General features: G+C 40.1%; 15 protein-coding genes and 1 tRNA gene. 12 read left to right on the top strand and 4 right to left on the bottom strand.

Going from position 1 to position 16,061, the window contains the following annotated elements:
* Positions 1-51 precede the first annotated feature (51 nt).
* The gene (locus BW986_RS10775) at positions 52-1,080 is read left to right on the top strand and encodes an NADP-dependent oxidoreductase (protein ID WP_076367720.1); all 1,029 of its coding nucleotides are present in this window, start codon (positions 52-54) and stop codon (positions 1,078-1,080) included.
* 185 nt (positions 1,081-1,265) lie between these two features.
* Here BW986_RS10775 and BW986_RS10770 read toward each other — a convergent pair whose 3' ends face one another.
* On the bottom strand, positions 1,266-1,472 hold the full coding sequence (locus BW986_RS10770; protein ID WP_076367718.1) for a hypothetical protein: 207 nt from the start codon (positions 1,470-1,472) through the stop codon (positions 1,266-1,268).
* A 230-nt stretch (positions 1,473-1,702) separates the two neighbouring features.
* Here BW986_RS10770 and BW986_RS10765 point away from each other — a divergent pair, with 230 nt between their 5' ends.
* The 3 genes from BW986_RS10765 (at position 1,703) to BW986_RS10755 (ending at position 4,505) form a co-directional block, all read left to right on the top strand.
* Positions 1,703-3,655, top strand: a complete 1,953-nt coding sequence (locus tag BW986_RS10765; protein WP_081395571.1) for an FUSC family protein — start codon at positions 1,703-1,705, stop codon at positions 3,653-3,655.
* Positions 3,656-3,835: 180 nt separating this feature from the next.
* Positions 3,836-4,249: a YbjN domain-containing protein gene (locus BW986_RS10760; RefSeq protein ID WP_076367717.1), complete on the top strand. Its 414-nt coding sequence runs from the start codon at positions 3,836-3,838 to the stop codon at positions 4,247-4,249.
* Between the two features lie 182 nt (positions 4,250-4,431).
* Positions 4,432-4,505 (top strand) — tRNA-Gly (locus BW986_RS10755).
* 407 nt (positions 4,506-4,912) lie between these two features.
* Here BW986_RS10755 and BW986_RS10750 read toward each other — a convergent pair.
* Positions 4,913-5,581, bottom strand: a complete 669-nt coding sequence (locus BW986_RS10750) for a B3/B4 domain-containing protein (RefSeq protein ID WP_076367716.1) — start codon at positions 5,579-5,581, stop codon at positions 4,913-4,915.
* A 104-nt stretch (positions 5,582-5,685) separates the two neighbouring features.
* On the opposite strand from BW986_RS10750, the gene queG reads away from it, so the two are divergent.
* The 8 genes from queG to BW986_RS10710 all read left to right on the top strand — a co-directional run bounded on the left by queG (position 5,686) and on the right by BW986_RS10710 (position 13,358).
* On the top strand, positions 5,686-6,825 hold the full coding sequence (queG, locus tag BW986_RS10745) for a tRNA epoxyqueuosine(34) reductase QueG (RefSeq protein ID WP_076367715.1): 1,140 nt from the start codon (positions 5,686-5,688) through the stop codon (positions 6,823-6,825).
* 198 nt (positions 6,826-7,023) lie between these two features.
* Positions 7,024-7,881 carry an amidase domain-containing protein gene (locus BW986_RS10740; protein ID WP_076367714.1) on the top strand — a complete coding sequence of 286 codons (858 nt, stop codon included), beginning with the start codon at positions 7,024-7,026 and terminating at the stop codon, positions 7,879-7,881.
* A gap of 67 nt (positions 7,882-7,948) precedes the next feature.
* On the top strand, positions 7,949-8,437 hold the full coding sequence (gene trmL / locus BW986_RS10735) for a tRNA (uridine(34)/cytosine(34)/5-carboxymethylaminomethyluridine(34)-2'-O)-methyltransferase TrmL (protein WP_076367713.1): 489 nt from the start codon (positions 7,949-7,951) through the stop codon (positions 8,435-8,437).
* A gap of 85 nt (positions 8,438-8,522) precedes the next feature.
* On the top strand, positions 8,523-9,272 hold the full coding sequence (gene nfsA / locus BW986_RS10730; protein ID WP_076367711.1) for an oxygen-insensitive NADPH nitroreductase: 750 nt from the start codon (positions 8,523-8,525) through the stop codon (positions 9,270-9,272).
* Positions 9,273-9,557: 285 nt separating this feature from the next.
* On the top strand, positions 9,558-10,406 hold the full coding sequence (locus BW986_RS10725; protein WP_076367709.1) for an ABC transporter ATP-binding protein: 849 nt from the start codon (positions 9,558-9,560) through the stop codon (positions 10,404-10,406).
* Positions 10,357-11,277, top strand: coding sequence for an iron-hydroxamate ABC transporter substrate-binding protein (locus BW986_RS10720; RefSeq protein ID WP_076367707.1), 921 nt, complete (start codon positions 10,357-10,359; stop codon positions 11,275-11,277). Before BW986_RS10725 ends, BW986_RS10720 begins: the two co-directional genes overlap by 50 nt.
* Positions 11,278-11,343: 66 nt before the next feature.
* Positions 11,344-12,354 (top strand): FecCD family ABC transporter permease, encoded by a 1,011-nt coding sequence (locus tag BW986_RS10715; RefSeq protein ID WP_076367705.1) that lies wholly within the window; start codon positions 11,344-11,346, stop codon positions 12,352-12,354.
* The gene (locus BW986_RS10710) at positions 12,351-13,358 is read left to right on the top strand and encodes a FecCD family ABC transporter permease (protein ID WP_076367703.1); all 1,008 of its coding nucleotides are present in this window, start codon (positions 12,351-12,353) and stop codon (positions 13,356-13,358) included. The genes BW986_RS10715 and BW986_RS10710 overlap by 4 nt, the downstream gene beginning before the upstream one ends.
* A gap of 70 nt (positions 13,359-13,428) precedes the next feature.
* On the opposite strand, the gene BW986_RS10705 is transcribed toward BW986_RS10710, so the two are convergent.
* Positions 13,429-14,376 carry a response regulator gene (locus tag BW986_RS10705; RefSeq protein WP_076367701.1) on the bottom strand — a complete coding sequence of 316 codons (948 nt, stop codon included), beginning with the start codon at positions 14,374-14,376 and terminating at the stop codon, positions 13,429-13,431.
* Positions 14,377-14,380: 4 nt separating this feature from the next.
* Entirely contained in the window at positions 14,381-15,643 is a 1,263-nt protein-coding gene (locus BW986_RS10700) for an ATP-binding protein (protein WP_076368023.1), read from the bottom strand.
* Between the last annotated feature and the right edge of the window lie 418 nt (positions 15,644-16,061).

Raw genomic sequence — 16,061 nt, 5'->3', positions numbered from 1 at the left:
GTGATACGCTTCTTTTCGAAATTACGTATTCAAAACCAAGGAGGAACAATGATGACACAGACCAAACAACAAATGATCACCCTGGCAAATCGTCCAAAAGGTATGCCTTCAAAAGGAGATTTTAACTTTGTTGAGAGTGAAGTTCCCACACCAAAGGATAATGAAATTTTAGTACGTACACTATATTTATCTGTCGATCCATACATGCGTGGCAGAATGCAAGATACCAAGTCATATATTGCTCCATTTGAATTGGATAAGGTTATTACGGGTGGAGTTGTTGCAGAAGTTGTTGAGTCCAACTCGAATTCCTTCAAACAAGGGGATGTCGTTGTTGGGAATATCGACTGGGCAGAATACACAGTTGTCACCGAGAAGGAAATCCGCGTGATCGATCCCAAGGTGGCTCCGGTAACAACTCATTTAGGGATTCTTGGAATGACCGGTTTAACTGCTTACTTTGGCTTGCTTGATATTGGTAAACCTCAAGAAGGTGAAACTGTAGTGGTTTCAGGAGCGGCTGGAGCAGTTGGTTCAGTAGTCGGACAAATTGCTAAGATAAAAGGTGCTAAAGTCGTTGGCATCGCTGGTTCAGACGAAAAACTTGAGTACTTAACGAAAGAGCTCGGATTTGATGGAGCCGTAAATTATAAAAGAGATAGTTTCAAGACAGATTTAGCTAATGCTGTTCCCGATGGAGTCGATGTTTATTTCGATAATGTGGGCGGCGAGGTGTCCGATGCTGTTTTCACACTTTTGAATGCGAATGCCCGAATTCCATTATGTGGAGCGATTTCCTCGTATAATGCAGAAGGGAAAGATCTAGGGCCGCGTCTGCAATCGGCGATGATCAAAACGAGTGCCCTTATGAAAGGTTTCACAGTTGGAAATTATGCCGCTAGATTCCAAGAGGGGGCTACTGATTTAGGCAAGTGGCTTCAAGAGGGAAAGCTGAAGTATGAAGAAACGATTGTTGAAGGGTTCGAAAACACACCTGATGCATTTTTAGGTTTGTTTAAAGGAACGAACCTCGGTAAACAGCTTGTAAAAGTTGCGGAACCTGAATTCGCTCAACTATAAGATTATGGGAACACAGTGGAGGCGGGATCTTGTTAGACCTCCTGAAAATGAAGGTGTACTAAAAGAGCTGTTATTTCTAAAAAATCCCGTCAAACCAATAATAGAGGTCGAAGCACATCTTCTTAACTAAAATTGATGTGCTTCGACCTTTTTTGTTTGGATATGGGGTGTCCATTCCTGATCATTTACAAAGCATGTCCTTCATGAAAGATAATCAACCTTAGGAATAAAATAGGCAAAGGATTCTCTGGATTTTCATATGTTGGGATCAATGTCGTTTTCGGACAATTTGTCGCGATGAATAACATCCGAGATAAGATAGTTATATATATATCATCAATAATTTCGATACTAGTCACTAACATATGAAAGACCGTGTTTGTTGAAGTCATGACAGGGATGTTCCTTCTTGAAAGTCAAGGACTTCGATATGTGTGGAAATTCATACGAAAAGTAGGTGAAAAACAAAGGCATTCAAGAATTACTTACCCTTTACCGTATCTTTTGTTCCATATGAAGGATATTAAAAAAGGGTCTCTATAAACATAGCCCTCAGCATAATGTTATGATAAAGTAAAAAGAATAGTTACCTAGGTAATCATTTGCGAAAGGAAAAATTGAAATGAGTAAAAATAAGCAGGGGCCCTCTTCAAAAACTCTGAAGTTGGATGTAATACATACGACATTTAAACAGGCTTTTGAATTAAAAAAGAATCCATTTCCTTGGATAAAAGCGTTAAGTGCAGGGATAGCGGCTGCCTTACCTGTTTTCATTGGCTTATTATTCGGCAATTTAGCGTACGGTTTACTGGCAGGAATAGGCGGGTTCACTTATTTATACGTATTTAACCAACCGTATCATCAAAGAGCTAAAAAGATTTTCTTTGTGATGGTGGGTCTTGCTTTATCTGTTGTATTAGGGACGCTTGTGGCTCCATACCAATTGGGAACAGCCATAATGATGGGGATCATCGGGGCAAGTGTTTTTTTTATTTTTGGTGCATTAAAGATTACCGGTCCTTCGGCGGTTTTCTTTGTCTTGAGTTTTGCGCTAGCGACAGGTATGCCCATTGATCAGACGCTTGCGCCGTTGCGTGGAGGCCTTGTTTTATTGGGTGGGGCACTATCTTGGATAATCTGTATGTTAGGTTGGTTTTTCAATCCTCATGGACCAGAAAAGCTTGCGGTGGAAAAGGTGTACAGAGAATTGGGGGCATTCTTTGATTCGCTAGGCACCGGGAGATTCAATGCAGCAAGACAAAGAACGGTATTGGCGATGAAACAAGCGGAAGATACATTGTTAGCAGGGTTTTCAAACAGGCGAAGCTCAGATATGTTAAAGCGGTTGTTTCTATTGAATGACCATGCGAATGTCATTTTCTTGGAAGCATTGGAACTATCCTTGCACAAAAATGTTGTGCTACCGCCAGAATTAGGACAATCGGTACGTGCCTTGGCCGACTCCATTGCATCTAAAACTAAAAATGAATCAAAGATTCTTCAGCCGGACCAAATGCAACTAGAGGTGGAAAAGCTATTCGTTGAAATTTACAATGCAGATGCCATCATGAATGAACCGGTTAGTAAAATCCACCAAGAAGCATCAATCTCAAAGCCTTCTTTAAAAACGATTTTTCTTGGGGCGTTCGATAAGAACTCGATTGTCTTTCTCTCTTCCATCCGATATGGAGCAATCCTTACCATTGCAGCAATCATAGCCTATTCCGCCGATTTTAACCGTTCATACTGGATTCCCTTATCCTGTGCAGCCGTTATGTCAGGTGCGACCATTGTTGCTACATTTCATCGTGCGGTACAAAGGACCTTCGGGACAATCATTGGACTCCTGCTAGCAAGCTTAATTCTTGCATCCGTTCATAACGAGTTCATTATCGTTCTGATCATTTTGTGTTTGACAATCATTACAGAGCTTTTCATCGTACGGAATTATGGATTGGCGGCGATGTTTTTTACCCCTTCAGCATTGATCATGGCGGAATATTCAACTCAAAGCTATGATTTCAGTTTTTTTGCGACCGTAAGAATAACCGATATCGTCGTTGGGAGCATGATAGGTCTTCTTGGATCGCTGTTAATCGGCAGTCGATCGGCCTCAAGCCTTCTCAACCATTTGATGGCCAAAACGATTCGTAGCCAGGGGCAATTTCTGTTGGTGGCGTTCTCTGGACATGATAATGAACTTGCAATCGATGAAAGCAGTGAAAGGAACAAAATGCAAACCAATATGGTGAATCTATTAACGGTCTACAATGCGGCTCTTGGTGAGATATTCAAAAACAAGGCTAGACTGGAATCTCTTTGGCCCGTAATATTTTCGATAGAACAGTTGGGATATTATTTAAATGCAAGCTTGAAATTCTCTGATCGGTCGGTACTTTCAGAGCGTGAACTTGCTCAATTACTGTATGTTTTTGAAACAATGGCAATCGCTGCAGATAAGGGGCGGCCACTTACTAATAAAGAGGTTCCCGAAATTGAAGGGTACTCAAAAATCCGCCACGAAATTTTGGATCTTCAAAAAGCACTACGGTTTAGCGGTGAAGCAACTGGCTAATCAGTCTATTGATTTTGAATAGGGAGTTCATATTTGACTCCCTATTCAAAAAAATGAATGAATGAATGAATGATTTCTTCGCCTCTGTTAATAGGATGAAATTGGCAGGATTATAGAAAAGTCTGTAAAAACGTCGGTTTTCATTATAAAATGTACTTACAAACAGAAAGGTGATGAACCATGTCAAACGTTGCTAAATTTCGTGATTTTTTAACTAGTGAGAAAATCTATATGAATGAGTTGAAAGAAGATGGGACCACCTTTTTTAGAGCTGAGCAAAAGTTAAAGGACGGGTGGAAGGTCCTCTTAGTATTTGCTTTCAATCAAGATGAAAATGTGGCGGACTTATTTTGCTTTAATGTCGCCGAGTTGAAGAATCCTGAAAAGAAACAGGATGTACATACACTGTTGAATGAATTTAATGCTAATTTTAGGTATTCCAAGCTGTATGAAGAAAATGGGACCATTTCCATTCGGCATTCATACTCCATTGAGGGGGACATCGTACCGGATCTGGCGTTCAGGAAGTTAATCATGCTGCTTGAAACAGCACAGCAGGTTTATCCGCGGTTAATGGAAGTCATTTGGTCTTAAATCAAATAAGATGAAAAAGTTCTCTGAATCAGGGGACTTTTAACATCTTTACTTGAGTGAATGAATATATTAACGTTACAATACATTAATTATTAATTTTTTTTAAAAGAACTGTTGCATTTTTTCACATTAAACTATATAATTAATTTTGTTAGTGATTCGACAAACTTCTACAATGATTTGCGGGTGTAGTTTAGTGGTAAAACCTCAGCCTTCCAAGCTGATGATGAGGGTTCGATTCCCTTCACCCGCTCCAATACATACTCATAACGTAGGGTTTCGTTACCTGGAGAACGAAGCTTTGCGTTTAAATATTATTACAAGAATTCTACTGTTTACAGTGGGATTTTTTTATTGTCCAAATTAACATTCTATGGAAGCGGTAATACCGGATGTCATACCGTAACGAAAACCGGAGTTTTCTATTTATGGATGATCCTTCATCAGGGAGAGTGGGGATTTCGATGCAGCACATACTTGTTCAAAGAGATTGACTACTTTAGTAGAATCAGTTTGAATAAGTTTGTGCTTTTATCGTCCAAACTGAAAAAGTTGTGTAATTAGGTAAGCCGAACGGTTGAATAAAAGAATTGTAGTGCACGGCTAAAAATCAAGAAAAGACCCCTTCCGATTGTGGAAGGGCTCAGTTCCGCTCAATGTTAATTATCCTTTTACAATCGAGTAAGTCCCTTCACCACCATGGATTTCAAGGAACATGTCCATCAAGGATTTCGTTAGCTGATCTGCTTCCATGATTGGAGTATTGGGTTGTAAATATACGATTTGGATGGCTTTTTTCGTTCCTTCGGTGACTTTCGTGCGTTCTGAATCAACGTAAGGACTTCCGAATGCACCATCATGATCGGCTGAAGTGATCATATTTTCCATGGAATTCAAGCGGCCGTTCAAACCGTCATAACCATCTGACCCTTCGCCAATCTTTATCGAGATGTCTCCTGATAATTTTTCCGCATCATAAATGCCGATCGGAACTTCATATAACAGCGAGAAGAAGTTATTCAAATCGATGGCTGAATGGATGGGTGTCAAGTAATTCTGTTTTTTTACGCGGCGGTAAAGGGCTTCCACGGAGGGGCGATACCGTGACGGGTTTGTTCCTGTAGCCTTGAAAATCTCCCGCCACGCTTTAATGCCGGAAAAGTCGGTCAATTCCTTTTCTTCAAGGTCGAAGAAAAGAGCTTCCTGAAATAGCTGAAGTCTTCCTTTCACCATTTGCGGGGAGGGACCCACTTCGATGTTTTCATATGTAATGATCCCAACTTTGAATTCAGGGATTTTACTGCTAAGATTAGCCGATACGGTAATTTCCAACCGTTTCACCTCCAAAAATGATTGCAATTAGTTTATCATAGATAGCAATGGTTTGAAATGGATTCAAGCTTCAATGGGAATACTGAATGAAATAGGTGATTTATATGGATATGAACTCATTCAAGCAAGAAGTGATTTTATATAGTAAGGAAATCGGCATCGATAAAATCGGATTTACATCGGCCACGGCTTTTACTGAATTGAAAGGTCGGCTGATACGTCAACAGGAACTGGATTATCAGTCAGGGTTTGAAGAATCCGATATAGAAAAAAGGGTAAGGCCCGAATTGATATTCGATAAACCGCAATCCATCATTTCGATTGCGCTTGCTTATCCTTCGAAATTGAAGGATGCTCCGCAAAGTACAAAAAGTGAGCGGCGCGGGATCTTTTGCCGTGCTTCTTGGGGAACGGATTATCATACCGTTCTTCGTAATAGATTGCAGTTACTTGAGGATTTCATTAAAGATAAAGTGCCAGGGGCATTGACGAAATCCATGGTTGATACGGGCGAGTTATCAGATAGGGCAGTGGCTGAGCGTGCAGGAATTGGCTGGAGTGGAAAAAACAGTATGATCATCACTCCGGAATTCGGGTCTTATGTATATTTGGGGGACATGATTACCAACCTGCCATTTGAACCTGATCAGCCGATGGAAGATCAATGCGGGACATGCAATAAATGTGTCGATGTTTGCCCGACTGGTGCGCTCGTTCAGGGCGGGCAGCTAAATTCCAAGCGTTGCATTGCATTCTTAACGCAGACAAAAGGTTTCCTTCCGGATGAGTTCAGGACGAAAATAGGCAATCGTTTGTATGGGTGTGATACATGCCAGACAGTTTGTCCGAAAAACAAAGGAATGGATTTTCATTTTCATGAAGAGATGGAACCTGACCCCGAGCTGGCGAAACCGCTGTTGAAACCACTGCTTACGATTCCAAATCGGGACTTTAAAGAGACATACGGCCATGTTTCTGGATCTTGGCGTGGTAAGAAACCAATCCAACGGAATGCCATTTTAGCATTGGCCCACTTCAAAGATGAAACCGCATTGCCCCAATTGATACAGGTCATGAAGGATGATCCGCGGCCCGTAATCCGGGGGACAGCGGCCTGGGCAGTTGGGAAAATTGGAAGGGAGCAGGCCATTTCCATTCTGGAAGAAGCACGAATGAAGGAAACGGATGAAGAGGTACTTGCGGAAATTGAGAAAGGACTGCAGTTTACCTTGGAAACAAAATGATATCTAAAATGCAGTCGTCCCGTAAATATAAACGGGGCGGCTTTTTTTGCTTGAAATATTCCGGTGCCATCAAGGAAACCTTTTTAATAAATTTCATTATTTTAAACGGTTGAAATGCCCGCATTATATGAAGTTGTGTTTTTGTCCATGCCTTCATACATACACATTAGCATAGATGGTAAGAAGGAGGGTATGAACTTGAGGGAACAATTGCAACGCCTGTTACAAGAAAGAGTGGAGTTTTATACTTCCGATAATCTGGAACGGAGTGAAAGGAAGTTGCATTTGAAGAAGGAAATGATGAGGAACCGTGCTGCGGAAATTGTTCGGGTGAATGCTGCAGGAAAGGTACATTCGAAGAAAAAGGAAGACAATGATACAGTCCTGACATATCATGTGCATCTGCAATATTTATTGAAACAGGAGGATTCATTTTATATAGAAGAAGAAATGGAAGAAAGGGAGGCCCGGTTTCGAAATGGGTATATAGTGGATGAACGTGAGCTGTTTCCCAGCTTTGAAACCGAAGAGGCACCGCAAAAATGTGATCCAGGCGCAGATCGTCTCGCATATAAGTATGATCGAATGAAGGCCGTCCAATATGCCGAGCGTTGGTGGAACGAATTCAATCCGGCTTATCATAAATTCACTGATGATTGTACAAATTACATTTCACAATGTTTACATGCGGGAGGAATACCGATGTGGGGGGCGCCAAACAAAAATAAGGGCTGGTGGATAAGGGGGGAAAGCTGGAGTTACACATGGACGACGGCCCATTCTTTATATCATCTGCTTAAAGCCGGCAATGCCATCAGGACAAAGCAGGTGGAGTCGGCCAGGGAATTGAATTTGGGTGATATCCTCTGCATAGATTTCGAAGGGGACGGACGGTTTGATCATAACTTGATCGTAACGGCAAAGGACCAGGACGGGATGCCGCTTGTGAATGCACATACGATGAACAGCCGTCACCGGTATTGGACATATGAGGATTCAACCAGATATACACCGAACATCGTTTATAAATTCTTTGTGATTTTGGATGGAAGGTGATTGGTTTTTAGTCTTTTTTGTTTAATGCTATAATTAAGGTGAAGTTCAAACTAGAGGTGAAAATGAAGTGTCAATACATGTAGTTTTATATCAACCACAGATTCCAGCAAATACAGGAAATATCGCAAGAACATGTGCAGGGACGGATACGTCTTTACATCTCATCCGCCCGCTCGGTTTCTCGACGGATGACAAACAGCTTAAACGGGCCGGACTCGATTATTGGGAGAATGTAAAGATCCATTATTATGATTCGTTAGAAGAGTTTTATGAAAGAAATGCCGGCGGTGAATTTTATTACTTGACCAAATTCGGGGAACAGCCGCATTCCAGCTTCGATTACAGTGATCAAGACAGTGAAATATACTTCATTTTTGGCCGTGAAACGACGGGTCTTCCGAAAGAGCTGATCCAAGAAAATATGGACCGGTGCCTGCGGATTCCGATGACGGATAAAGTACGTTCCCTTAATCTGTCGAACACGGCTGCCATCTTGATTTATGAAGCACTGAGACAGCAAAATTACCGTGAATTGGATTTGAAAACAAAAGGTTGAGTTTCATCAATATCTAACTGTCATCGGGGGCGTTTGAGCCCCGATGATGGATGCTTTACTTACATATTCTTAAGGGGTGGGAGCATTGAATAACATTATTGAGAAGATTTTAGATCACCGTTCCATTCGTTCTTTTGAGGACAAGTTATTGTCTGAGGAGCAAATCAATACGATTGTGGAATGTGCCCAAGCGGCATCGACTTCAAGCTATATTCAAGCGTATTCAATCATAGGGGTAACCGATCCCGAAAAGAAAGCCAAGCTTGCTGAACTTGCCGGACCACAATCATATGTAGAGAAGAATGGACATCTATTCGTCTTTTGCGCCGATTTATATCGTCAGGATATGGTTTCCGAAATGGAAAACAAGGACCTGTCCGAATCGATTGAAAGTACGGAGAAATTCATGGTTGCCTGTATCGATGCTGCTCTTGCGGCTCAAAATGCAGCATTGGCAGCAGAATCAATGGATCTTGGCATTTGCTATATAGGCGGGATCCGCAATAATCTCCCGGAAGTGTCAGCGATTTTGAATATACCGCATCGCGTTATACCATTATTCGGTCTAGTGGTCGGATATCCGAAAAACCGTTCGGATAAAAAGCCGCGTTTGCCGCTGGCCAATATCTATCATGAAAATGGATATCAGGAGGATAAGCAAGAGTTCATCGGACAACTTGAAGCGTATAATGAAACGATTTCCAATTATTATGATCTTCGCACTAATGGTAAACGAAAAGACACCTGGACTGAGCAAATGGCTGGAATGCTTGGTAAGAAAAGCAGGTTGTACATGAAAGATTACGTTGAGAAACAAGGATTTAAGAAGCATTGATTGTTGTAAATTAGGAATATTCTTGCCTTCCCCATAAGGGGCATCTTTCAATGAGCCAAGCAGTAGAGGTCCCGGAAATGTTTCCGGGACCTTTACTGCTTTCATTTGTCAGTAGGTATATACGGTTCGTCTCAAAAAATCCTGTCAGAAGTTCTTCTTATATACCCATGAAATTACCATTGACAATATATATAGATAGAATTATAGTAATTAAGTAATGGATAATGATAATCATTTTCATTTGACTTTTTACTTACCTATTTTTCAGTAAATGGAGGTTGAAAAATGGTTCGCCTATATACAGAGAATTTAGAAATTGGTTATGGTGAACGTTTAATTGTAAAAGATCTCAGTGTGAAAATTCCGGATAAAAAAATCACAACGATCATCGGTTCAAATGGTTGTGGGAAATCGACACTTTTGAAAGCGATCACCAGGATCATTCCAAATCAATCAGGTTCGGTTGTTTTGGATGGGGTGAATATTTCAAAAGAAAGCACTAAGATCCTTGCAAGAAAAATGGCCATACTTCCTCAGACTCCCGAGAGTGCAAGCGGATTGACGGTTGGGGAGCTCGTATCATATGGGCGCTTTCCCTATCAAAAAGGTTTTGGGCGTCTCACCCAAAAAGACTATGATGTGATTGATTGGGCACTTGAAGTGACCGGCACGAAAGACTTCAAGTTCCGTCCGGTTGATGCTCTTTCAGGAGGTCAGCGCCAGCGTGTTTGGATTGCGATGGCCCTTGCCCAGGAAACGGAAATAATCTTCCTTGATGAGCCGACCACCTATTTGGACATGGCGCATCAACTGGAGGTTCTAGAATTATTACAGAGGCTGAATGTGGAACAGGAACGTACAATCGTCATGGTTCTTCATGATTTAAACCAAGCTGCTCGCTTTGCCGACTATATCATTGCCTTAAAGGACGGGGAAATAGTCAAAGCGGGAGATTGTGAAGAAGTCATCACTCATGAAGTGCTTAAGGAAGTATTCCATATTGATGCGGTAATCGGACGAGATCAACGGACGAACAAACCAATGTGCAGCACATACAATTTATTAAAAGGAGATTTGACAACAAATGAAAAAGATAATGATCCCGTTTATTCTGCTGTTAGTGTTAATTATTAGTGCTTGCGGTAACGAGTCAACCGAAAAAGAAAAAAGCACTGCTTCAAAAAAGGAAAAATCAGGTACAATCACGTACCAATCTGAAAATGGTCCTGTTGAAGTGCCTGCAGATCCTCAGCGTGTTTTAGTACTATCTTCTTTCGCAGGTAACGTAATGGCATTGGATGTTAACCTTGTAGGGGTTGATTCGTGGTCTAAAATGAACCCGAACTTTAAAGAGCTAAAAGATGTCGAAGAAGTGACGGACGAAAACCTGGAAAAAATCATCGAGTTGAATCCGGATTTAATCATTGGTTTATCAACGATTAAAAATGTTGATAAATTAAAGGAAATTGCTCCAACTGTAACGTATACATACGGAAAAGTGGACTATTTAACACAACATGTAGAAATCGGTAAACTTTTGAATAAAGAAAAAGAAGCCCAAGCATGGGTGGATGATTTCAAAAAACGGGCAAAAACCACTGGTGATGAAATTAAGGCTAAAATTGGTGAAGATGCTACCGTTTCCGTTTTTGAAAAGTTTGACAAGCAGTTCTATGTATACGGCGATAATTGGGGCCGTGGAACGGAAATCCTTTATCAAGAAATGAAATTGGGCATGCCTGAAAAGGTAAAAGAAACGGCATTGAAAGATGGTTACTTTGCTTTATCATTAGAAGTCCTTAAAGACTATGCCGGTGATTATGTGATTTTGAGCAATAACAAAGATCAGGACAATTCATTCCAACAAACAGATACGTTTAAAAACATACCTGCCGTTAAAAACAATCAACTATATGAAGCTGATGCAAAAAAATTCTACTTCAATGATCCAATAACATTAGAATACCAATTAGACTTCTTTTCCAAAAGTTTTCTTGGAAAATAATACAGCGAGGGAGAGGGATTCCAATTCCTCTCCTTTTATTCTATAAAAAAGAGATGAGAGAGACAGATGACTAATGAAAATCAACGTTTCATCCCATTTATATATAAACTGATCATAGGGATCGCTCTATTCATAGGCATGTTCATTATTTCAATGGCATTTGGGGCGGCGGATGTTACCGTAAAAGATGTCTGGCAAGCACTGACATCAAATGCTGCTGGTGAAAAGCTTTCAATCATCCGGGAAATCCGTTTCCCTCGTGAAGTGGGGGCAATCTTTGTGGGTGCAGCACTTGCCGTTTCCGGTGCCATCATGCAGGGAATGACTAGGAATCCACTTGCTGATCCGGGGCTGCTTGGATTGACGGCAGGAGCCAATGCAGGTCTCGCCATTACTTTGGCATTCATTCCAAATGCCAATAATTTAGGGATCATGATTGCGTGTTTTATAGGTTCCGCTGTGGGGGCAACCATGGTTTTCGGGATCGGTGCGATGAAAAAGGGAGGATTTTCTCCTTTACGGATCGTATTGGCTGGTGCTGCAGTCTCTGCATTCCTTTTTGCCGTTTCGCAAGGCGTCGGCATATATTTCAAAGTATCAAAAGATGTATCGATGTGGACTGCAGGCGGGAATATCGGAACATCATGGGACCAGCTTCGTGTAATCGTCCCTTTCATTTTAATAGGCATCCTGATCTCCCTTATCTTTTCCAGACAGCTCACCATACTAAGCTTAAGTGAAGAAGTGGCGGTAGGATTAGGTCAAAAGACAACACAAATTAAGGCGGTTCTCTTTGTAGTCATCATTCTCCTGGCAGGCGCTGCCGTTGCACTTGTTGGAAATTTGGTATTCATCGGGTTAATGGTCCCCCATATGGTCCGGGCTTTCGTGGGTACGGATTATCGATTCATCCTGCCTATGTCCGCGATTTTAGGAGCCACTTTCATGCTACTTGCCGATACGATCGGCCGTACAATCAATTCTCCATATGAAACACCTGTGGTAGCGATTGTTGCGATGATAGGTTTACCTTTCTTCCTCCTAATCGTGCGTAAAGGAGGTAAAGCATTTTCATGATCCAGTCAGCTTTAGTCAAAAAACAGCGATGGATAGTAGGTGCGTTATCCGCACTCATTATCATTACGATCATTATAGGGACGTGTTCGGGATATTCGAATCTTTCTTTAGGGCGACTGATTCCAACACTTATCGGGCAAGGGACATTTAAAGAGGAATTCATATTATTTTCCGTCCGATTACCCCGAATCATCATTACCCTTTTAGCAGGAATGGCCCTTGCACTGTCGGGAGCCATCCTTCAAGGAATTACACGCAATGATTTAGCCGATCCCGGAATCATCGGAATCAACTCAGGAGCAGGTGTTGCCATTGCCGCTTTCTTTCTGTTTTTCCCGATTGATGCTGGTTCGTTTGTTTATATGATTCCGCTTGTCGGTTTTATCGGTGCGTTATTGACGGCCTTTTTAATATATATCCTCTCATTCAAGAGAAGGAGCGGCCTTGAACCCGTTCGGTTAGTGTTGATCGGGGTTGGTTTTTCAATGGCGCTTTCAGGCCTGATGATTGTCCTCATATCATCTGCTGAACGAGCCAAAGTCGATTTCATCGCAAAATGGTTGGCGGGAAATATCTGGGGCACGGATTGGCCTTTTATTTGGGCAATTCTTCCATGGTTAATCATTCTCATTCCATTCACTTTATATAAAGCAAATCGTTTGAATCTGCTTGGTTTAAGTGAACCGGTCGCAATTGGGGTGGGTGTATCGATTGAAAAGGAGCGGATCGTTTTGCTAATCACGGCTGTAGCACTGGCCGCGGCTGCCGTTTCTGTTACAGGCGGCATTGCATTCATTGGTCTTATGGCCCCGCATATTGCAAAATCTTTGGTAGGACCTCGAAATCAACTATTCATTCCGGTTGCCATTTTAATTGGTGGATGGCTATTGTTGCTTGCCGATACAATAGGCCGTAATATGATTGAACCCGAGGGGATTCCTGCAGGTATCATGGTTGCATTGATCGGTGCTCCTTATTTCATGTATTTATTGTTGAAAAAATAAAATCTTGCAAAAATCCCCTGAAATCTTTCAGGGGATTTTATGTTTTAGTGCTTCTGCAGTTTTTTGTTTATTATTTATATCTAATTATTTCATCAGGATTCAATCGTTTCGCTTCGAAATAAAATACTTGAATGAACTTTTTTGTATTTACCCGGGTAGGTGAAAGAACTATTGTTGAATCATTTTGCAGTTCTTTCATCTTTTGGCGAACGACCGTGAAATCAAAAAATTTAGAAGCGTAATTTTCAAACTTAGGATTTGAAAAATCCGTTAAACCAAGCGAAGCAAAATGATTTAACGAATGGTTAATCGTTCTGCGTATTCGTTGTTCGGCAGCCTTTATTTCCCGATTGATATCAACCTGCAAAGCGGATGTACCGAGCTTTTTTTTAGTGATTTCTACAAAGATATCTTTAAGGGTGGGGAAATTCTTTCCAAAAGTAAAAGTCCGTTCATACATAAATAAATATTGAAGCATGTCCATTAAATCTTTGGCACCATTTTCTCCAACGATCCCTAATTCGGATAAAAGGAATTCACCGACCTCTCTTATACTTTTTTCATGAAAACTATTGGATTTATCAACTTTTGGCTGTTCAAAATTCAATACACTGTTTAATGACGCCTGGATATTTGTGATCGATCTTTCTAAATGAATGCGTTCCATGACTTTTCGGATGACTGTTAATATTTCAATACGATTGATTGGCTTAGTAATGTAATAATCGATTCCAAGCGAGTATGCCTCACCAATCAGCTCCTTTGATTCAACCTGTGAAATCATTATTATTTTCCCGTTAAATGTACTTTTTATATGCCGAAGTGTCTCAATGCCATCCCGGATGGGCATTAATAAATCAATAAATAATATATCAATTTGTTTTAAATTCAAAATATGTCCTTCTAAAAGAATTCCATCCTCGGCTTCCTCCACCACTTCTCCTAAATCTTCATTCTCTATAATTTGGCTTAAGTTTGAACGTATGGCGCAATCATCATCTGTTATAAAAAAACGCATGGAATCATCCTTTCTGGATCAACTTATGAATGGGTAATTTTATTGTAAAAACGGCGCCGTTAAAACTATTCTCAAACAGGATATCGCCTCCCAGTTCTTTTACGACTTCTTTAACATAAGAGAGACCAATCCCTGTTGAAGGTGTCCCTAAATGATCATATTTTGAAGTGAATCCAGGTTTGAATATGACAGTCTGATATTTTTGAGGAATTCCAGGTCCTGTATCAGTGACTTTAAATTCTACATTGTCGCGAATTTCACACAAACTTAAACGGACGATTCCCTTTTCTTTAATTGCTTCCACTGCATTAGCCACTAAATTATTGAAAAGAGATAACACGGTATATACGTGATAATGTGAACCGTTTGTTCCATCTAATGAGTATTCGAAATGAATATCCTTTCCTAGTGATAAGGCATACTTTTCATTAATTCGGATAATTAAATGAAAAAGTTCAGCAGCATTCATATAATCCTTAAAACTCTCATTGGAAATCAATTTGGAGAGACCAGCAAAAATTCGTTGATTATCTTTCTTGACTTCATGCATTTCACCCGCGATGCGCAATGCTTTTTGACTATATGGCTCAGTATGAACATGATGTTGCTTTTCCCGTTTTTCCAGTACTTTTAATTCTCGATACAAATCATACGATTTTTTTGTAATATTCTCTGCATTTTTTAATGTTTTTTTTAAGTGGATCGTTTCCTCGTATAAATTGGAAATGAGCATCAGCATATGTTCATTTTGTTTTCTGATTTGCCGCTCCCTTGATTGTGCTTCATATAGTTTCATCATATTAAAAAAGCTTAAAACGATAAAACTGTGGGCGAATGCGATCATGATCATCTCGTTTAGTGAACCTAACGTAATTGTTGTTTCTAATACAATATATTGAAAGATCAATTCTATTGAGTCAGACAATATTTCGATAATAAGACCAATAAATCCAATAATCAACGATCGGTTTTGAAAGCGATTGATTTTCACTAAATAAAAAAGAAAGGAGTAGGTGAAATAAAAAAAGAAACTTGGAAAATGATATTGAAATGCGGAAGCCCAGGAAAAACTATCATGCATGAAAAAATCTATTAGAATACGAAAAACCACAACCATTATTCCTGTCAGGAAGCCCGAAAAAATGGCAGGAGTTTTCTGTAATAATAGTAAAAAGAAGAAAAGTACAGGCGGACCAAAACTTACCCGGAACGTTTCATTTAAAGGATAAAAACTCAATTCGCCTGCTAACGGCACTGTTAACAACATCAAAGCAAGGATATTGACCTCTTTTTTCATTAACGTACTGAGATTCAAGTCGTCACCTCCCAATTTGTTTAAAAAATCAGTATACAGTTTCATCGGCCTCAATACAACGCTTACTTTGTTCCTGAATAGAACGGCTTATAACCAATTATGGCAAAACCAATCTGTTTTTCTATCCACAAAAAATGGTAACGGAACATGTGTAAAAATCACGGTTTTTTTGATTTTTATTTTTTTGATTTTGTAGGTTTTCGTATGATTATGTAGTTCCCAATTTAAAATTATCTTAGATAGACATTTTTGAAAGCGCTTAACAATTTTTAGAATATTCATTATGTTTTCATCGAATCTATTACATGTAAGCTTGATGGCATTCGGTAAAACGCTCATATAGAAAATATAATGATACAACAACTGAAGA

This window comes from Peribacillus simplex (assembly GCF_900156045.1).
Classification (GTDB): domain Bacteria; phylum Bacillota; class Bacilli; order Bacillales; family DSM-1321; genus Peribacillus; species Peribacillus simplex_D.
The sequence above is the reverse complement of the archived record's forward strand: the minus strand, read 5'-3'. Positions and strand labels throughout refer to the sequence as shown.